This is a genomic window from Rhizobium sp. F40D2, assembly GCF_051810745.2.
In the GTDB taxonomy this organism is placed as follows: Bacteria; Pseudomonadota; Alphaproteobacteria; order Rhizobiales; family Rhizobiaceae; genus Rhizobium.
In genome coordinates this window covers 418,568-437,841 of record NZ_JBPWQX020000004.1, presented here as the reverse complement: position 1 = coordinate 437,841, position 19,274 = coordinate 418,568, and the positions used below count along the sequence as shown (strand labels likewise).

The window sequence follows — 19,274 nt, the reverse complement described above, 5'->3', positions numbered from 1 at the left end:
CTCCCTTGAACGGTGTCAGGCGGCCGGCTGGCGCACGATCGGTTTCAGCACGATGCCCCTTTCCGAATCCTCCACCGCCTGGTTGATGTCGGCGAAATCATAGAAGGTGACGAGCCTGTCGAACGGGAAGCGGCCCTGCCTGTGGAGGTCGATCAGGAGAGGGATCAGCACATCAGGATTGGAATCACCCTCGACGATGCCGCGCACCCGGCGTCCGCCGGAGAGGATATGGGTGAGGTCGAGCGTCAGCGTCGCGCCGTGCGGCGAGGCGCCGACGATGCCGCAGGTGCCGCGCGGCGCCAGCACCCGCACGCATTGATCGATGACGGCAGGCACGCCGGAGGCATCGATCGCATAATCGACGCCGGCGCCGGTTAGCGCCATGATCGCGGCAACGGCGTCGCTCGCCTTGCCGTTGACGATATCGGTGGCGCCGAGTTCGCCGGCAAGCGCCAGCCGCGTCTCATTGATGTCGACGGCGATGATCCTGGAGGCGCCGACGATCCGCGCCGCCATCACGGCGGCAAGGCCGACGGAACCCATGCCGAAGACCGCGAGCACCTTTCCCGGTTCGATCTTCAGCGCATTCATGACCGCGCCGGCGCCGGTCTGGATGCCGCAAGCAAGCGGACCGAGCAGCGCCAGATCGGCATCTTCAGGCACTTTGACGATATTGCGCTCATGGCAGAGCGCGTGGCTGGCGAAGGAGGATTGTCCGAAAATATTGCCGTGAACGCGTTCCCCTCTGTAGGAGAGCCCGCTCGAACCATCGGCGCGCGCACCGAAGAAATTGCGCGGAAAGAATTCGTGGCAATAGGTCTCCTCGTGATCGTTGCAGCTTGGGCAATGACCGCAGGAATTGAAGGTCATGACCACGTGATCGCCCACAACCACCTTGGCAACGCCCGGCCCGACACGCTCGACGATCCCAGCACCTTCATGGCCGAGCACGACCGGCTGCGGCACCGGCAGGTGCTGGTCGCGCATGACGATATCGGTGTGGCAAACCCCGGTGGCGACGACGCGAACCAGGATCTCCCCCTCGCGTGGCTCCTCCAGATCGAGACTTTCCAGCGAAAAGGGCATATGCGGCGCACGCGCCACCGCGGCACGGATTTTCATTCTATCCTCCTCCCGATGATCAGCCCGCGCGCGACCCGGCGGGCCGGGTTCGCTTCCTCAGCGGCTGCGTTTGTAGGCGCCGAGCCCCGGCTGATAGGTCTTGTCGTCGAGGAACTGCTTCAGCCCCTCGTCGCGCCCCTTGGTCTTGTCGAGAAACAGCATCTGCTCCAGCTTGGCGTAGATGTAATCGTCGGCCAGATCCCAGGGCAGGTCGCGCACGCGCTTATAGGTGTCCTTGGCGGCCTTCAGCGTCACCGGGTTCTTTTCGAGCAGGCCGGCACAGATCTTGCGGACTCGCGTTTCGAGTTCGGCGAGCGGCACGGCCTCGTTGACGAGCCCCATTTCAGCCGCCTTGCGCCCGCCGAACAGTTCGCCGGTCATGATGTAATAGAGCGCGTCGCGATGGCGCATCACTTCGGCAACGGCGCGGGTGACGTTTCCGCCCGGCAGGATGCCCCAATTGATCTCGGAGAGGCCGAAATTCGCTTCCTCGGCGGCAATGGCGAGATCGCAGGAAACGAGCGGCGTGAAGGCGCCGCCGAAGCACCAGCCGTTGACCATGGCGATCGTCGGCTTTTCGAAATACATCAGCCGACTCCACCAGCCGCCGGATTGGCGGCGCGCCTTCAGCGTGGCATTGCGCGGCTTGTCGTCGTTGTCGCGGAAATATTCCTTCAGATCCATGCCGGCCGACCAGGATTGGCCGGCGCCGCGCAGGACGAGGACGCCGCAGCGTTCGTCACCCTCGAGTTCGTCGAGTACTTCGAGCATCCGGGCATTGAGAGCTGGATTCATGGCATTGCGCTTTTCAGGACGGTTGAGGGTCACGAAGGCAATGCCATTGTCGAATTCGACCAGAACCGGCGATTGGTTTTCAGTCATCAGATCACTCCATTGGTTTCGGCATGAATGCCGGGGCCGCTTGATCAGGCCTGTCGTTGAAGGGTTTCGTCGGAAGGCAGCTGGCGCAGAACATGTTTCTGCACTTTGCCGGAGGCGGTGCGGGGAATGGTTTCGACGAAGAGAATGCGCGCCGGGCGCTTGAAGGCGGCAAGCTTTGCGGCGCAATGACCGGCGATCGCTTCGGCCGTTGCCACAGCACCCGGCCGCAGCACAACATAAGCGACGCCGCATTCGCCCCATCTGGTATCGGGAATGCCGACCACCGCGACGTCGAGAATACCGGGATGGCTTGCGAGTGCGGCTTCAACCTCGGCGGGATAAACATTCTCGCCGCCGCTGATATACATATCCTTCAGGCGGTCGACGATGCGATAGAAGCCGTTGGCTTCGCGCCGGCCGAGATCGCCGGTGCGGTACCAGCCGTCCGTGAAGGCGGCAGCGCTTTCCAGCGGCTTGTTCCAATAGCCCGGCGTCACCGCCGGCCCGCGCAGCCAGAGTTCGCCGATCTCGCCTTCATCAACCTCACGGCCCTCTTCGTCGACGATGCGAATGTCGAGCAATGGCGCCGGCAGACCGACGCTGCCGGGATTATCCTGCACCGCGCGCCGGTCGATCGGCACATGCAGCACCGTTCCCGCCTCGCTCATGCCATAACCGTTGACCAGCGCAACGCCATCGGCGAGATAGCTTTCGATCAGCGCCTGCGTCAGCGGCGCGCCGCCGACGAAAAGCGCATGAAGGCCGGAAAGAGCCGCGGCGCTATAGGCGGGATCGCTACGCAGAGCGAGCGCGATCTGCGGTACAGCGAAATAATGGCTGATGGCGCGCTGCCGGTCGGCAAGGGCTGCAAGTGTGCGCGCCGGTATGAAGCGATCGGAAACGACAAGCGTGCCGCCCAGCATCAATGTGGTGCGCGCCACCGCAATCAGCCCGATCGTATGAAAGAACGGCAGGTCGCACAGAGCGACGGATCCCGGCCCGATCTCGCCGACGAAGGAAAAATTGACGGCGGCGAAAAACGCGTTGCGGCGGGTAATGACGACGCCTTTCGGCTGCCCTGTGGTGCCCGACGTATAGAGAAGGACGCAGGCTCCATCGGGATCGGCGGGTACAGGCTTCATCGGAAGGCTCGCCTCCATCCGCGCCGCAAGGCCAGTTGGGCCATCGGCCGTCGAGATCACCGTCATCTCGGCATGGGCGTCGGCAAGGCTGGCCACGGCCGCCGAAAACTCCTCGTCGTGGACCAGGAGCGCCGGCGCGCAATCGGCAAGGATCGGCCGAAGCTCGGCGGCGTTGAGGCGCCAGTTGAGCGGCACGTAGATGGCGCCGGCACGCTGGCAGGCAAAGGCAAGCACGATCGAGTCCATCGAGTTGCGCGCCAGCATGGCGACACGCGCTCCGTCCCGCCGCGCGCCGAGCAAAGCGCTCAGAAGGCCGGCGCAACAGGCGATCCGGAGATCAAGTTCGGCATAGGTCAGTTGCCGGCCGGTGGCAATCTCGAACAGAGCCTGACCATTCCCCGTGACGCGGGCGCGGTAGAGGATGGGATCATCCGTCACCAGCCCGCAATCCGCCGACGAAGCCCTCCCGGAAAAGGAATGCGCCATTTTCTCCTCCCATGCCCGCCGCTCCTCCGCCGCAGGCAAATTTGTATGCAACACATACTAATATCTTTTCCCAGCGAGATGCAAGAGGCTGTTTTCGACAAATCGCAGCGTCCGAAGAGGCGCGGGAAATATCCCGGCCATAGCAACAGGGATATTGACTAACCCGCTGATTTTGATGGTTATGGCGCCTGAACGAAGCGAGACGAATGATGGCCAAAAAACCACCGCAGGACGAAATCGAAGCAGAGGAGGCCTCCGTGACGCCGCCGCTCGACGTCGGCCGGCTCGGCGATCTCCTGGGCTTCCATCTGCGCATGGCGCATGTGGCGATCTATCGCGATTTCGCCGAAACCATGGAGGAGCTTGGGCTGACGCAGAAACAGCTCGCGGTGATGGAACTCGTCACCGGCAATCCGGGCGCTTCGCAGATCGACCTTGCCAATACGCTCGGCACCGACCGCGCGACGATGATGGCCCTCGTCAACCGGCTGGCAGCCCGCGACTTCATCGAGCGCCATCCTTCCGCGGCCGACCGCCGCCGCCAGGAACTGCATCTGACCAAAGCCGGACAGGCAATGCTCATGCGGGCGCGTAAACTGATCGATACGCATGAACGGCGTTTCATCGACCTGTTTTCGCCCGACGAAATGGAGGCGCTGCTGGCGGCGCTGAAGCGGATCTATAAGGGGCACTGACCCCGCCTCCGCTTGGGAAGCACGCGGTATCCAAGCCTATAGATTTCTATTGGGAAAGTCCCGTGTTATGATCCCGGTCCAGGCGTCGTCCGCCGTGGGTTCTGCACACGGAGACTTGTCTCATGAGTGAAATGGACGTGCTTTTCGCCACCCTGCGACAGGCGGCTGACCCGCAGACGGTCGAGTGCATCGAAAACGTCGTCAAGCATGGCTCGGATCGCGATCTCAATCGCATCAATGCGCTGGCCTTCGCCGAAAAACATCATCTCGATGAAGAGAAAACGATCGCAGCGCTTCTCCATGCCGCCCGCATAGGCGCGTTCGAGATGACCTGGAATGTGCTTTGCCCGGGATGCGGCGGCGTTCTCGACAGCGGCGCAACCTTGAAAGGCGTCGTCCAGGACACCTATCATTGCGCGCTGTGCGCCGCCGGATACGAACCGACCCTCGACGAGATGGTCGAAGTCACCTTCACCGTCAGTCCGCGCGTGCGCAGGATCGCTGCCCATGATCCCGACCGGCTGCCTCCGCTCGAATATTACCGCCAGATCTTCTTCAGCTCCGGCGTCGACCTGCCGGAGGATCTGGAAGCGAAGTTCCAACGCATCCTGTTGGAGATGATCGAGCTGGCACCGGGCGAGAAGGCTTTCGTCTCGCTGCAGTTGCCTTCGCAATTCGTCATCATCTTCGATGCCGTCACGCACTCGGCGCAGTTCATCGATGTGCAGGGCGAGCCCACCGGTGAGCGCCAAAACCTCTCCATGGTCATCAGCCGGGGCCATGCGCTGAACGAAACCGTGACACTGCGCCCGGGCTTGCTGCGGCTCGCCCTTGAGAACCACACCGATAGCAGAGTGGTGCCGAATGTCTGCATCGCGGGAGATGAGCTGCATGATCTTCTGGGCCGCCGGCGGGCTTTTTTGACGGCCAAGCGCCTGCTTACCAACCAGAGCTTCCGCGACATCTACAGGACCGACACGCTCGACGTCGACCAGCGCCTCAAGATCACCAGCCTGACTTTCCTCTTCACCGACTTGCGGGGCTCGACCGCGCTTTACGAGCGCGTCGGAGATCTTGCCGCTTTCGATCTGGTGCGGGCGCATTTCAGGGTTCTTCACGAGATCGTCGCCACCGAGGCCGGCGCGGTGGTCAAGACCATCGGCGATGCCGTGATGGCAACCTTTCCGGGCCCGGACCGCGCAGTGGCGGCCGCACTCAGGATGCGGGAAGCAATGCTTCGGTTGAATGCCGAACATGGCAGCGACGATCTTCTGCTGAAGATCGGCATCCACGAAGGACCATGCCTCGCGGTCAACCTGAACGACCGGCAAGACTATTTCGGCCAGACCGTCAACATCGCCTCCCGCGTCCAGGGCCTTGCCGATCCCAATGTCATCATGACGACTGAGGCAATCGTCGGCGATGCCCAAGTCTCGGAGATCCTGCGCGACAGCGGAATAAACTCCGCCTCGCGGATGGCGGAACTTCAGGGCATCGGCAGGGAAGTCAAAATCTTCGCACTGTCGTGAGTTTGATCTGCTCTTCGAGGTCAAGTCAACTTCAGCAGTTTCCGCTACGATCCACGGCCGACTTTCATTTGGCAATCAGTGTTCGGCCGCTTCGCGCCACCCCTCCGGTCGGAAAGGCCGGTGGAGTCACCTCGCAGGAGCAGACGTTCTCCCGAAGCGCGTTTCCCGATCCGTGCTAGTCGCCTATGCTGAGAGCAATTCGTCGAGCTGCTCCAACTGCTCCGGCAAAGCGGCGGCCGAGCCCTGTAGTGCTTCCTCAAGCGCCCCCTTGGACGGATAGATTTCATGGAAAGTCAGCAGTGTCCTCCCGCCCTGGTCCTCGAAGGTCACGGTCGTGATCGCGCCCTCTTCGCCCTCGTCGTTGGTCCAGACGATGCGCTCGTTCGGCACCACCTCTAGATACTTGCCGTAGAAGGCCATGGTGTCCGAACCGCCGGCGCCGAATTCCAGCCGGTATTTGCCGCCGGTACGGACGTCCATATCGCACGATACGAGCGAAACGCCGGATGCCGTTTTTGGCACCCACCAGCGCTGGAACAGCTCGGGCTGGCTCCAAGCCTTGTAAACCGTACTTGGCGGCGCATTGAATGTCCGCGTTACCAAGAGTTCGCGATCCCCTCTGCGCTCGACTGACGTGCGGTTCTGCGCACCACCTGCACTGTTAACTTGCTCAGTCATCGCTTCCCTCCTGTTTCATTTCGCTGATGATTTCGTCCAATGCTTCGAAGCGGGCCTCGAAGAGCTTGCGATGCGCCTCGATCCACTCGGCCTCCGCCTTGAGGCCGCGTTTCCCAAGCTTACAGGTTCTCACCCGTCCGACCTTCTGCGTGATGACGAGCCCCGCCCGCTCGAGAACCTGGACGTGCTTCTTCATGCCGGTCAGCGTCATCTGGAACTTATCCGCGAGACTGGTGATCGACGCGTCGCCTCGCCCAAGCTGATCGATGATCCCGCGGCGGGTCACATCGGACAGCGCCGCAAACGAGAGATCGAGGGGAGAACCTAAATACTGAACCATATAGTTCAGTGTATAACCTGCTCGCGCAGGAAGCGCAAGCGTCTCTAATATTCCATGCCGTAGACCGGTCATCTGAGGTCATGTCATGCACTGCGGCGGCAAAAATCGTCTGGCGCAGGCCAACAGCTGCAGAAGTGCTTCGGCAGCTTCGCGCCCTCAAGACGGCGGTTAGGACGCTTGGTTTGTCGTTCTAAGAACTGCCGGTCGGCTATGAAACCGACAGCGCCGCCAGTGGGCCGCACGGCGGCCAGCGTCTTTCTCGCAATAATCAGTTGCTTCCCTCGCGATCACAGACCTGCCGGGCTTCAGGTAAGTTGAGCGAGGATATCGTCGACGACACTTGGGATGGTATTCGCCGTGTCGATATAATTGCCGGCAGGAAGATACTCCCGGCTACGATGGTAGCGGAGCACCAGGGCCCGCTCGGCCGGCTCGAAGCCCGGCTCGTTCGGGCGCCCATCCAGCCGTCGGTTCAGCATCTCAACGTCGATGTCGAGCACGAAAACCTTATCGAACAGGTCCAGGAATTTGTGGAAATTTCGCGAACCGCCACAAAAGAACGTGGCAGGATAGGTGGTGTCGGCAGCAATAGCTCGGACCTTGTCGACAGGCCAGATCCAGTGCGCGTATCCCCAGGCGATGCGATCTGCGCCTTCAGGTGGTCCTGCGAGCGCCCGGCCTGTCTCGGGGTCGCCGACATAGGCCAAAACGCGGTCACCATGGATGACATGGTAGCCCCGTCGCTCCAGTTCGGTAGCGACAGACGTCTTTCCAGTGCCCGAGCCGCCTTCGATCAGATAGTTCCTAATGCCCATGGGCTCGTCTTATCACGGCCTTCAATCCGGTGAGAAGACACTCTACCTGCGTGCGGTCAGCCAACGAGCGGACCTGATCAAGGTTAGCATTCGGTGCATTTGGATCAAGGGTGAATGTCCGGCGGGAACGCGCCCCCATAATCGTCATCGAGCCACAGGTAGCTGTTGCTGCAAAGCGGACGTGACGCAGTGACAACGCGGGTCGGAGTTGCACCAATCCGCCATTCCGCCCCATGCGGGTGATTAGATCACGAATTCCTCCTCATACGTCTGCGGCTCGGGAACGACCGTAACCTCCACCGGAACGATCCAATTGGCCGCGTAGCTCTCGCTGTCGGAATGCGGAAGGTCGGGTTGCTCGCACCCCGCCGCATCGATCGCGCGACATCGCAGTATATATTGCCCCACTTCTTCAGGGGTCCAGATGTACTCCCACAAGCGCCATGCGAAGGGACTTTCTGTTTTGAGGAGCCTTGCCTCGCGCCAGCCCCTGCCATCTCCGGTGCAGACCTGCACCTGCCGGATAACAGCCTCTCCGCTCCAGGCGGCTCCGAAAATCCGATACGGTTGGCCGGCGATGAGACGCGCGCCCTGCACGGGACGCGCGATCTGCGCTTTGACCTCCATCTCCGCGAGGGGAACCAGCCTGGGTTCCCCGAGGCTGCGTTCCCAACGGAAATAGTCGCGCGCCTGCCAGTAGCCAAGAAACGGTTGCTCCACAACCGTGATATGCGTGATCCACTTGACCCAAGCCATGCCGAACCAGCCACCCACGACCGCGCGTAGCGGGTAGCCGTGATCGCGCGTCAACGGCTCCTCGTTCATCGAATAGGCAAGGATCGTGCTGTCAGCGATGGCCTTCTCAAGCGGTAAACTGCGCGCAAAAGCGATGGGGCCGGGAGAAGCTGTTTTCTTGTTCGTGTCGACGACGCCGCTGTCGGCGCCTATGAGCAGAACCTCACGTGCGGTTCGCTTAACGCCCGCCATTTCCAAAATCTCGCGCAGCAGAACACCTGTCCACGCGGCATTGCCGACGGCTCCGTTCTGCCACTGCAACCCCTCCTTTGGCGGCACATAGTACACGCGCCCGTTCCCTGCGCACTCGACGACGGCCGTGAAAGTCGTGCTCCGCATCGCCTTGATGCTGTCGAGGTCAAGTTCGATCGGCCGCTCCACCGCCCCGTCAACGCGCAATCTCCAGTCTCGCGCATCGAGGTCCGGCGACGGGAAATGGTTTCGCACGAAGAACAGCTCGGTTGGGATCAGCCAATCGGAAAGTGACGCAAACGGAAACTCGATGTTTGGTGGGGATTTCTGTCGAACTATTAGACTGGGTTGCTCTGGTGTCGGCATCGTCCTTGTCTCCCCTTCCAAGAGCACAACGTTGGCACTCGGTCGCGCGAATTCCGGTTCGATCACACCGCCCCTCGCAATGCGTCTGTCGCGTTCCGCCTTCGGCCGCATTCTAGCACATACCGCACGTTCTTCGGATCGACCTCGAACGGTAGCAAAGGCCGATCTCAGACCTCGGCGGCAAGAACTCTGATGCCCGCTTTTTTCGTGTTGGGTGTTCCAGCAGCGGACGGTCGGCCACCGGCCCCAAAGCGGTCGTTCACCCGATCCGTTGTGACGGTCACTATTGGCGCATTGCAGTCCTACGTCTGTTGAGGCTTCCCTATCAATGTGATTTGCAATCCGAGATCGGCAAATTCCAGTGACCAAGCCCCGAGCCTAAGGCCAGTCCGCATAGCCAGAGGAAAGCATGCTATTTTCAGAGCCGGACGAGGCGCGGGCGATCTCGCGGTAGCCGGCGGGGGAAAGGCCGGTCTTGCGTTTGAAGAAATGGCTGAAATAGGTCGGATCGCGAAAGCCGAGGCTGTCGGAGATTTCCTGGATATTGCGGGCCGAGCGCTCCAATCTCAGCCTTGCCTCCTGCACCACGCGCTCATGCAGAAGCTGAATCGGCGAGCGGCCAAGCGCCCTCTGGCAGATCGAATGAAGCCGGTCGGCGGTGACGCCCAGTTCAGCCGCATAGTCGCTGATCGGCCGGTGCTGGCGGAAACCGGCCTCGACCAGTTGCCGATATCGCTGCAGGATCGATCCGGTTTCGCCCTGCCCGCGCGGCTCGCTTCTCTCGCCGTCGGAACCGCGCCACAGCGTCATCAGGATCAGCCGCATATAGGCCGACGCAACCATCCAGGAGGAACGGGAGGGATCGGCGAGTTCCCGCACGAAGCCTGAAATCAACGGGCTGATTTCAGCCACCAGCAGGGAATCCAGCGCCACGACCGGCTTGCGCTGCTCGGAGAAGATGCGCAGCGAGTAGGATTCGACCTTGTCGCCGATCGCATCGACCATGACCTGCGCCGAGACTCCGACCAGATGCGCCGCGGTTCCGGCGGAAATCGACAGGTCACACCGCGCCTGCGGCGGCAGGAAGGCAAGCAGCGGCCCCTGCAACGACCGATCTTCGCCGCTGTCGAAATGAAGCTCGGCCCGCCCCTCCCCGAGCAGCAGGAAATGGTAAAAATCCGCATACGGTCCCTTTTGCAGTCGGATCCGCCGATGCGACAGCGACGGCGCATGCTGCTCGCCCCTGGCATAATGATGAATGCCGCCGTCCATCGTCAACGCCTCTCCCTCCGCTTCCACCCAACATTGCGGCAATCGCCGGATAATTACAATATTAACCCAATAAATCGCATTCCATCCGCAATTGATCGGCGTAACCTAATCGTCATCAGCCTTTGGGAGGAGGCATTCCGACAGACGCGGCAACGCTTGGACAGCCTTCGGGCTGTTGCGTCCGCTCGTCTTCTCCCCATGGCAACAATGCGGGGTAAAACGGTGCTTTCGGCAAAGCTGATGATCAACAACGAGGCGCTGGATGCTTCCGAAGGGGCAACCTTCGAACGCATCAATCCGCTGACCGGCGATGTCGCAACAATCGCTTCGGCGGGATCCGTCGCCGATATGACGCGGGCAGCCAATGCTGCCGCTGCCGCCTTTCCAGACTGGTCGCAGACCGGGCCGGGCGAACGGCGCAGGCTGCTGAACGCTGCCGCCGATCTCCTCGAGGCGCACATGCCGGAACTCGTTGCCGCCATGACCGGCGAGACCGGCGCCACCACGCAATGGGCGGCGATCAATTGCGGGCTCGGCGCGGATATTCTTCGCGAGGCGGCGGCGATGACCACACAAATCTCAGGCGAGATCATCCCGTCAGGCATTCCTGGAAGCCTCGCTATGGCGGTGCGCCAGCCGGCCGGAGTGTGCGTCGGCATCGCCCCCTGGAATGCGCCGATCATCCTCGGCACTCGTGCCGTCGCCATGCCGCTTGCCTGCGGCAACACCGTCGTCCTTAAGGCCTCGGAACTCTGCCCGAAGACCCACGGACTGATCGGCGACATCCTGCGTGACGCCGGTTTCCCGCGCGGCGTCGTCAATGTCGTTTCCAATGCGCCGAGCGATGCCGCTGTCGTCGTCGACGCCCTGATCGCCCATCCGGCCGTGCGCCGCATCAACTTCACCGGCTCCACCCGTGTCGGCAGGATCATCGCCGAAACCTCAGCGAGGCATCTGAAACGCTGCCTGCTGGAACTCGGCGGCAAGGCGCCGTTCATCGTCCTTGACGACGCCGACATCGACGAGGCGGTCAGTGCCGCCGCCTTCGGCGCCTTCATGAACCAGGGCCAGATCTGCATGTCCACCGAGCGGATCATCCTCATGGACGAGATCGCCGACGGCTTCGTCGGCAAGTTCCGGATGAAAGCTGCAACCCTCGTCGCAGGCCACCCAAGGGAAGGCAACGCGCCGCTCGGCACGCTGATCAACGCAGAGGCCGTACGCCGCGTCAGGTCACTGATCGATGATGCCCTGCAGAAGGGCGCGGTCCTCGTCTGCGGCGGCGAGGCCCACGGCACGCTGATGGATGCGACCGTCATCGATCACGTCACGCCTGCCATGCGCATCTACCGCGAAGAGAGCTTCGGGCCGGTCGCGGCGATCATCCGGGTCGGCAGTGTCGATGAGGCCGTGACGGTTGCCAACGACAACGAATACGGGCTTTCGGCGGCTGTTTTCAGCGCCGATGTCAATGCGGCGTTGGCCGTCGCCATGCGGCTCGAATCCGGCATCTGCCACATTAACGAAGCCACGGTTTCCGACGAGCCGCAAATGCCGTTCGGCGGCGTCAAATCGAGCGGCTATGGCCGCTTCGGCGGCAAGGCGGCGATCGATGAATTCACCGAGCTCCGATGGGTCACCATGGCATCGGGAAAACGGCACTATCCGATCTGAATTCAGATTGGCGGAGATCAACAATGGAAACGGGCGGGAGGCCCGTCTCGAGAGGGAGGAATGATTTCATGAACGGTAAACTCAATGCGGCATCGCTCACCCGCCGCTCTTTCATCGCATCGGCCGCGGCAGGCAGCGCGGCTCTGGCGCTTTCCGGCCGAACGGCCTTTGCCGAGAGCGGCGACACTTTGAAGGTCGGCTTCATCAGCCCGCGCACCGGCCCTCTCGGCGGCTTCGGCGAGACGGATGGCTATGTGCTCGATCTGGCGCGCAAGGCCCTGGCGAACGGCCTGCAAGTTGGCGGCAAGACCTGGAAGGTTGATATTCTCGACCAGGACACCCAGTCCGACCCCTCGCGCGCCGGCCAGCTGGCGAAGGACCTGATCAACAACCAGGCCATCGACCTGATGCTCGCCGTCTCGACGCCCGAAACGATCAATCCGGTGGCCGACGCCTGCGAGGCAGCGGGCATTCCGTGCCTATCGACGGTCATGCCCTGGGAGGCTTGGTATTTCGGCCGCGGCGCCAAGCCGGGCGCGCCCTCGCCGTTCAAGTGGACCTACCATTTCGGTTTCGGCGTCGAAGAGTTCCACAAGGCCTATGTTTCGCAGTGGAACCTGATCGAGACCAACAAGAAGGTCGGCGTCATGTATCCGAACGACGCCGACGGCAATGCGATCCGCGCCCATCTGGCGCCCGCACTTGCCAAGGCCGGGTTCACCATCGTCGATCCCGGCGCCTATGAGACGGGCACCACCGACTTTTCGGCGCAGATCGCGCTCTTCCGTCAGGAGGGTGTAGAGATCTTCAACTCGTTCCCGATACCGCCCGACTTCGCCGCCTTCTGGCGCCAGGCGGCGCAGCAGGGTCTCACCCAGCAGATCAAGATCTGCCAAGTCGCAAAGACGGGCCTCTTTCCTTCGGATATTGAGGCGCTCGGCGATCTTGGCCTCAACATCGGCAGCGCCGCCTACTGGCACAAGGCCTTCCCTTACAAATCGACGCTGACCGGCGTCTCCGGAACCGAGCTTGCCGACGGTTATGAAACGGCAAGCGGCAAACAGTGGACGCAGCAGCTCGGCGCCAGCCTTGCGCTTCTTGACGCCGGGTTCGATGCGCTGAAGGCAAGCAGCGACGTCAAGAGCAAGGAAGCGGTGGCCAAGGCGATTGCCACGCTGAAGACCACGACGATCGCCGGCAAGGTCGATTTCTCCAGCGGCCCGGTCGCCAATGTCTCACCCGGGCCGATCATCGGCACGCAATGGGTGAAAGCGGCCGAGGGCTCAAAGTTCGCGCTCGACTATGTCGTTACCGAAAACGCCACCGACCCCAATGTACCGGTCGGTGCAAAGCTCATCGCCTACAACGGATAACGCACGGTGCAGCAGCAAACGCAAAATCGGCCGGGAGGAGCCTTTCTCTCGGCCAAAGGGATCCACAAGCAGTTCGGCGCGCTCGTCGTCCTGGACAATCTGGATTTTTCGATGGGGGATGGCGATGCGGTCGGCATCGTCGGGCCGAACGGCGCGGGCAAGACAACGCTGCTCTCCGTGCTCGCCGGCGCCTTCCCTCCAAGCGCGGGAACAATCACCTTCGACGGCGCCGATGTCACCGGCCGGACGGCGGCGGAACGCTGCCGTTCCGGGCTGGTGCGGACCCATCAGGTGCCCAAACCCTTCAGCGGCATGACGACCTTCGAAAATGTCTTCGTCGCCGCATCGCACGGCCATGCCGCAAGCCGCGACGAAGCCTATGAGCGTGTGGTGGATTCGCTTTCGCTCTGCGGCATGCTTGGGGTGGCCAACCGCCCGGCCGACACGCTCGGTCTTCTCGATCGCAAACGCCTGGAGCTTGCCCGCGCGCTCGCCACGCAGCCGAGACTGCTGCTGCTCGACGAAATCGGCGGCGGCCTGACCGATGGCGAGGCGAGCGAGCTCGTAGAAACCATTCTCGAATTGCGCCGCCGCGGCATCGGCATCGTCTGGATCGAGCATATCGTCCATATCCTCCTGCAGGTGGCGGAACGGCTGATCTGCATGGATGCCGGCAGGATCATCGCCGACGGCGAGCCGAAAATGGTCATGAGCGATACCGAGGTCGTCAAGGCCTATCTCGGAGGGACACCCGCATGAGCCTTCTCTCCATCCGCAATCTCGACGTCCGCCACGGCCTGCTGCAGGCGGTACGCGCGGTCAGTTTTGATATCGCCAAGGGCGAGGTGCTGGCGCTGGTTGGCGCTAACGGCGCGGGCAAGACGACGCTGCTCAGATCGATCGCCGGCGCCCATCTTCCATCCTCCGGCCGGATCCTTCTCAATGATGAAGACTTGGCCGCCATTCCCTCCCACAAGCGGATCGCCAAAGGCATAGCCCTGGTGCCGGAAGGCCGACGCCTGTTTTCGCAGATGACCGTCGAAGAGAACCTGCTTCTCGGAAAGAGCTGCGGGCGCAAGGGCGAGTGGAGTATCGATCGCGTCCTCGACGCCTTCCCGAACTTGAAACCCCGCCGTCACGCCAAGACCGGGCACCTGTCCGGCGGGGAACAGCAGGCGACCGCGATCGGCCGGGCACTGATGAGCAACCCGGATATTCTTCTGCTTGATGAAGTCTCGCTCGGACTGTCCCCCTTGGTTGTCGACCGCGTCTACAACCAACTGCAGGCATTGCTGACGTCGGGAACGACGATCGTGCTCGTCGAGCAGGATCTTGCCCGCGCCATGGGTGTCGCGAGCCGGGTCATCTGCATGCTGGAGGGACGCATCGTCCTAGACAGGCAGTCCACTGCCGTCACCCGCGACGACGTCACCCAGGCCTATTTCGGACTGCACCGGGCAGCCGGCGAAAGGAGCGCATCATGATCAACACGCTCATCCAGGGCCTCCTGCTCGGCGGCTATTACGCCGTCATCGCCTGCGGCCTGTCCTTCATGTTCTCCGTCATGCGGATCATCAATCTCGCGCATGGTAGCCTGGCGGTCGCGGCCGCGTACGGGCTGTGGCTGCTCGCCGCCAAAGCCGGCATCCCGCCTTTCGCCGGCCTGCTGATTGTGCTGCCGGTCATGGCGGTGATCGGCTGGCTGCTGCAGCGCCTCATTCTCGAACGCAGCGCCCGCGGCGGCACGCTGCTGCCGATCCTCACGACCTTCGGGCTGTCGATCGTCATCGACAATCTGCTGTTCGAACAGTTCGGCGCCGACACACGATCGCTCGCGCCCTTCATCGGCGACCTCTCCTATGCATCCTGGCAATTGCCGGGCCACATCTTCGTCGGCAAGCTTTCGGTGATGATGATGGTGACGGCGATCCTCGTTCTCGGCGCGCTCCAAGTCTTCCTCCGCCGGTTTGCGCTGGGCCGCGCCATTCGCGCCACGGCCGAGGATCCCGATACGGCAGGGCTCGTCGGCATCGATGCGCGCAGGGTGAATGCTGTCGCTACCGCCATCACCATGGTCACAATCGGGATTGCCGGCGCCTTTCTCGGAATGCGGGCGACCTTCAGCCCCTATGCGGGCGCCCCGCAGCTTCTTTTGCCTTCGAGACGGCCGTCATCGGCGGAGCGGGATCGCTCTGGGGCACGCTTGCCGGGGGCATCGTGCTCGGCCTTGCCCAATCGCTCGGCGCCCAGCTGCATCCGCAAGGCTTCCTGATCGGCGGCCATGCCGTCTTCCTGCTCGTTCTCTTCGTCAGGCTGTCCCGGCCCGGCATGCCTCAACTCGACAAGCTCGGCGCGCTCCTCAATTTTCGCGCCCGTCTTCGGAGCCCGACATGACATTCGTCTCCAACGGAATATCGATCGAGCGCTGGACGAAATCGTCGCGGGTAGCGCTCGGCTCCATGGCCGCGGTTCTCGCCCTGCTGATATTCGCCCCAGCCGTGCTCGGCGCCGGCGCGATCGACAGGATGACCGCCCTGTTCATCTATGTGATCCTGGCCGCCATGTGGAATGCGCTTGCCGGTTTCGGCGGACTCGTCTCGGTCGGCCAGCAGGTGTTCTTCGGCCTCGGCGCCTATTTCACCATTCGGCTTGCGGATGCGGGGCTCGACCCCTTCGTCTCGGTCTTTGCCGCTGCGATCGTGACCGGCGCCTTGTCGATCCCGCTTTCGCTGTTCATGCTGCGGCTGAAGGGCGGCGAGTTCGCGATCGGCATGTGGGTCGTGGCCGAACTTGCCCATCTGCTCGTCAATCTCGACCGCCTCATCCAGGGGGAAACGGGGACGTCGCTGATTTCGCTCAACGTCTATGACAGCGGTACGCGGCGGGCGACAATCTATTGGCTTGCGCTCGCATCCATGGCGGCCCTGCTTGGCGCTCTCTTCATGCTGATGCGCAGCCGCGCAGGGGCGGCGATGCAGGCGATCCGCGACAATGAAGAGGCGGCGACCTCGGTCGGCGTACGGGTGATCGCGACCAAGAGGCTGCTCTTCGTGCTTGCCGCCCTCGGCATCGCCATCGCCGGCGGCCTGTGGCTGGCGACCGCGACGACCTTCCAGCCGAAAACCTATTTCAGCGTCCAGTGGACGGCCTATATGATCTTCATGGTGCTCGTCGGCGGCATCGGCAAGTTCGAGGGCGCCATCCTTGGCGCCATCCTGTTCTTCGTCATCGAAACCTTCTTCGGCGCAGCCGGCGTCTGGTACCTGATCGGCCTCGGCGCCACGGCCCTGATCTTCTCGCTCTACCTGCCGCGCGGCCTTTGGGGCGCAATCGAGCGCCGCTTCGACTTCCAGTTGCTGCCGGTCGGCTACCGGCTGAAACTGCCCGGTCCGAACAAGATCAAATGGGAAGAATGAGCCGGTTTGCGTCCCGAACTCTCCAGTGAAAGGTAACATTCATGCTTTTTGGTAAAACAATCCTGGTGACCGGCGTGGCCTCCGGCATCGGCGCCCGGACGGCGGAATTGGCCGGCCAGATGGGCGCCGAGGTGATCGGCGTCGATCTGCGCGAACCGGCCAATGGAGGTGCCGCCTTCATCAAGGGCGATCTGTCCACGCCATCGGGCGTTGCAGAGATCGTTGCACGGCTCCCGGCGCGTCTCGATGCGCTCGCTAATGTCGCCGGCCTTTCCGGCAGCACCGGCATCGCCTCGACTCTCGCTGTCAATTTCTACGGCCTGCGCGCGCTGTCGGAAGCCGCGGCACCTCGCCTGCGCGAGGGCGGCGCCATCGTCAACGTCGCCTCGATCGCCGGCTACGGCTGGCGCGCCAATCTCGAACGGGCGAAATCGCTGACATCGATCGACGGCTTTCCCGATGTGGCAGCGGTCGCCGCCGAACACGGTCTGAAGGATGAAGAGGGGTACCCGCTTTCCAAAGAGCTGCTCCTGCTCTGGACCATGCGCGCGGCCCATCAGCCTTTGTTCAAGCAACGCGGCATCCGCATCAATGCGGTAAGCCCCGGGCCGGTGGAAACGCCGATCCTTAAGCAGTTCCGCGCCGTGCTCGGCGACGCCAGGGTCGACAGCGACATCACCCGCGTCGGCCGCGCCGGCACCGCCGCCGATATCGCCCCCGCCGTGCTCTTCCTCTGCTCGGATGGCGGACGCTGGATCAACGGCGCCAATCTTGCCGCCGACGGCGGCCTGGAAGCATCCATCAACGCCGACGTCCTCGGATTCTAGTCATTCTTAAAGGAGACACATGATGAATATTTCCCTCCTGATCAACGGCGCAGACCGTCCTGCCTCCGACGGCCGGACCTATGATCGCATCGATCCCTTCACCGAAAAGCTCGCCAGCCGCGCCGCCGCGGCGAGCCTGGAGGACGCCGCAGCCGCCGTCGACGCCGCCTCCGCCGCTTTTGCCGCCTGGTCGAAAACCGGCCCGGGGCAGCGCCGCGCGATCCTGATGAAGGCCGCCGACATCATGGATTCCAAGGGGGTGAGTTTACTCGGTTGATGATCGAGGAAACCGGCGCCACCGCGCCCTGGGCCGGCTTCAATGTCATGTTTGCCGCCAACATCCTGCGGGAGGCCGGCGCGATGACGACGCAGATATCAGGCGAAATCATTCCCTCCGACAAACCCGGCACGCTCGCCATGGGCGTTCGTCAGGCGGCGGGCGTGTGCCTGGCGATTGCCCCCTGGAATGCACCCGTCATCCTCGCCACCCGCGCCATCGCGATGCCGATCGCCTGCGGCAACACCGCCATCCTGAAGGCATCCGAACAATGCCCGGGCACGCACCGATTGATCGCAACGGTGCTAACGGAAGCGGGCCTGCCGGCCGGCGTCCTCAACGTCATCACCAACGCACCGGAGGACGCGCCGGAGATCGTCACAGCGCTGATCGCCCATCCCGCCGTCAAGCGCGTCAACTTCACCGGCTCGACCAAGGTCGGCAAGATCATCGCTGGGACTTGTGGCAAATATCTCAAGCCCGCCCTCTTGGAGCTCGGCGGCAAGGCTCCGCTTATTATCCTCGACGACGCCGATATCGACGGCGCGGTCAATGCAGCCGTTTTCGGCGCCTTCATGCATCAGGGGCAGATCTGCATGTCGACGGAGCGGATCATCGTCGATGAGACGATCGCCGACCAGTTCGTCGCCAAACTGGCCGCCCGCGCCAGCCAGCTCCCGGCCGGCGACCCGCGCGGCCATGTCGTTCTCGGCTCATTGATCAGCCTCGACGCAGCCAAGAAGATGGAAGAGCTGATCGCCGATGCGACGGCCAAGGGCGCGAAACTCGTGGCCGGCGGCAAACGCTCCGGCACCGTGGTCGAGGCCACACTCCTCGATCACGTCACATCGGATATGCGCGTCTATGCGGAAGAATCCTTCGGCCCGGTGAAACCGATCATTCGCGTCTCGGATGAGGAAGAAGCAATCCGCATCGCCAACGACACCGAGTACGGCCTGTCATCCGCAGTCTTCAGCCGCAACATCCAGCGGGCGATGGCGGTTGCGGCGCGCATCGAATCCGGCATCTGCCACATCAACGGCCCGACCGTGCACGACGAGGCGCAAATGCCTTTCGGCGGCGTCAAGGGCAGCGGCTACGGCCGCTTCGGCGGCAAGGCGGCGATCGCCGAATTCACCGACCTGCGCTGGATCACGGTCGAGGATTCCGCGCAGCATTATCCCTTCTGAGTGTCAGCGGCGCCTGCGCTGCGGACCCAAATCACCTCCGAAGTCATAATTGCGCCACAGCGGTCGTACTGTTGTGGCGCGCATCGGCAGCGAATAGATTTTCGCGTGGAACGCAGAACATCGCCACTTTTGACCGCGATTGCTGGGCTCTCAGCCTTTAGCTCAGATGGGCGTCACCCACTCGACGCACAGCCTGGACGACC

The 19,274-nt window shown here is 62.8% G+C and carries 16 protein-coding genes and 2 pseudogenes; 10 read left to right on the top strand and 8 right to left on the bottom strand.

Features of this window, described 5'->3' with window-relative positions; translation table 11 throughout:
- Positions 1-15: 15 nt before the first annotated feature.
- The 3 genes from ACS4RS_RS30730 to ACS4RS_RS30720 are packed head-to-tail and all read right to left on the bottom strand — an operon-like array spanning position 16 to position 3,632.
- Complete coding sequence (locus ACS4RS_RS30730; protein ID WP_439012013.1) at positions 16-1,122, bottom strand: NAD(P)-dependent alcohol dehydrogenase; 1,107 nt, start codon at positions 1,120-1,122, stop codon at positions 16-18.
- 57 nt (positions 1,123-1,179) lie between these two features.
- Positions 1,180-2,004, bottom strand: a complete 825-nt coding sequence (locus ACS4RS_RS30725; RefSeq protein ID WP_054183816.1) for a p-hydroxycinnamoyl CoA hydratase/lyase — start codon at positions 2,002-2,004, stop codon at positions 1,180-1,182.
- A 44-nt stretch (positions 2,005-2,048) separates the two neighbouring features.
- Positions 2,049-3,632, bottom strand: a complete 1,584-nt coding sequence (locus tag ACS4RS_RS30720; RefSeq protein WP_439012012.1) for an AMP-binding protein — start codon at positions 3,630-3,632, stop codon at positions 2,049-2,051.
- A gap of 209 nt (positions 3,633-3,841) precedes the next feature.
- Here ACS4RS_RS30720 and ACS4RS_RS30715 point away from each other — a divergent pair, with 209 nt between their 5' ends.
- Together ACS4RS_RS30715 and ACS4RS_RS30710 are read left to right on the top strand one after the other, a co-directional pair.
- Positions 3,842-4,327 (top strand): MarR family transcriptional regulator, encoded by a 486-nt coding sequence (locus ACS4RS_RS30715; RefSeq protein ID WP_439012011.1) that lies wholly within the window; start codon positions 3,842-3,844, stop codon positions 4,325-4,327.
- Positions 4,328-4,449: 122 nt separating this feature from the next.
- The gene (locus ACS4RS_RS30710; RefSeq protein ID WP_439012010.1) at positions 4,450-5,856 is read left to right on the top strand and encodes an adenylate/guanylate cyclase domain-containing protein; all 1,407 of its coding nucleotides are present in this window, start codon (positions 4,450-4,452) and stop codon (positions 5,854-5,856) included.
- A gap of 183 nt (positions 5,857-6,039) precedes the next feature.
- Here ACS4RS_RS30710 and ACS4RS_RS30705 read toward each other — a convergent pair whose 3' ends face one another.
- From ACS4RS_RS30705 to ACS4RS_RS30685, 5 genes are all read right to left on the bottom strand, one after another.
- Entirely contained in the window at positions 6,040-6,534 is a 495-nt protein-coding gene (locus ACS4RS_RS30705) for an SRPBCC family protein (RefSeq protein ID WP_439012009.1), read from the bottom strand.
- Positions 6,527-6,874, bottom strand: coding sequence for a helix-turn-helix domain-containing protein (locus tag ACS4RS_RS30700; RefSeq protein ID WP_439012007.1), 348 nt, complete (start codon positions 6,872-6,874; stop codon positions 6,527-6,529). Before ACS4RS_RS30700 ends, ACS4RS_RS30705 begins: the two co-directional genes overlap by 8 nt.
- A gap of 305 nt (positions 6,875-7,179) precedes the next feature.
- Positions 7,180-7,689: a nucleoside kinase gene (locus ACS4RS_RS30695; protein ID WP_439012006.1), complete on the bottom strand. Its 510-nt coding sequence runs from the start codon at positions 7,687-7,689 to the stop codon at positions 7,180-7,182.
- A gap of 243 nt (positions 7,690-7,932) precedes the next feature.
- Entirely contained in the window at positions 7,933-9,042 is a 1,110-nt protein-coding gene (locus ACS4RS_RS30690; protein ID WP_439012004.1) for a molybdopterin-dependent oxidoreductase, read from the bottom strand.
- Positions 9,043-9,420: 378 nt separating this feature from the next.
- Positions 9,421-10,320 carry a helix-turn-helix domain-containing protein gene (locus ACS4RS_RS30685; RefSeq protein WP_439012003.1) on the bottom strand — a complete coding sequence of 300 codons (900 nt, stop codon included), beginning with the start codon at positions 10,318-10,320 and terminating at the stop codon, positions 9,421-9,423.
- A gap of 201 nt (positions 10,321-10,521) precedes the next feature.
- Here ACS4RS_RS30685 and ACS4RS_RS30680 point away from each other — a divergent pair, with 201 nt between their 5' ends.
- The 8 genes and pseudogenes from ACS4RS_RS30680 to ACS4RS_RS30645 all read left to right on the top strand — a co-directional run bounded on the left by ACS4RS_RS30680 (position 10,522) and on the right by ACS4RS_RS30645 (position 19,071).
- Positions 10,522-11,988, top strand: a complete 1,467-nt coding sequence (locus ACS4RS_RS30680; protein ID WP_439012002.1) for an aldehyde dehydrogenase — start codon at positions 10,522-10,524, stop codon at positions 11,986-11,988.
- Positions 11,989-12,056: 68 nt separating this feature from the next.
- Positions 12,057-13,361 (top strand): ABC transporter substrate-binding protein, encoded by a 1,305-nt coding sequence (locus ACS4RS_RS30675; protein WP_439012001.1) that lies wholly within the window; start codon positions 12,057-12,059, stop codon positions 13,359-13,361.
- A gap of 6 nt (positions 13,362-13,367) precedes the next feature.
- Positions 13,368-14,120, top strand: coding sequence for an ATP-binding cassette domain-containing protein (locus tag ACS4RS_RS30670; protein ID WP_439012000.1), 753 nt, complete (start codon positions 13,368-13,370; stop codon positions 14,118-14,120).
- Positions 14,117-14,845, top strand: coding sequence for an ATP-binding cassette domain-containing protein (locus ACS4RS_RS30665; RefSeq protein ID WP_439011999.1), 729 nt, complete (start codon positions 14,117-14,119; stop codon positions 14,843-14,845). The genes ACS4RS_RS30670 and ACS4RS_RS30665 overlap by 4 nt, the downstream gene beginning before the upstream one ends.
- A pseudogene (locus tag ACS4RS_RS30660) lies at positions 14,842-15,755 on the top strand (branched-chain amino acid ABC transporter permease). The gene ACS4RS_RS30665 and the pseudogene ACS4RS_RS30660 overlap by 4 nt, the downstream one beginning before the upstream one ends.
- A complete protein-coding gene (locus ACS4RS_RS30655; RefSeq protein ID WP_439011998.1) occupies positions 15,752-16,777 on the top strand; it encodes an ABC transporter permease subunit in 1,026 nt (341 codons plus the stop codon). Before ACS4RS_RS30660 ends, ACS4RS_RS30655 begins: the two are co-directional and overlap by 4 nt.
- Before the next feature lie 41 nt (positions 16,778-16,818).
- On the top strand, positions 16,819-17,604 hold the full coding sequence (locus ACS4RS_RS30650) for a coniferyl-alcohol dehydrogenase (RefSeq protein ID WP_439011997.1): 786 nt from the start codon (positions 16,819-16,821) through the stop codon (positions 17,602-17,604).
- 22 nt (positions 17,605-17,626) lie between these two features.
- Positions 17,627-19,071: pseudogene (locus tag ACS4RS_RS30645) on the top strand (aldehyde dehydrogenase).
- The last annotated feature ends 203 nt before the right edge of the window (positions 19,072-19,274 follow it).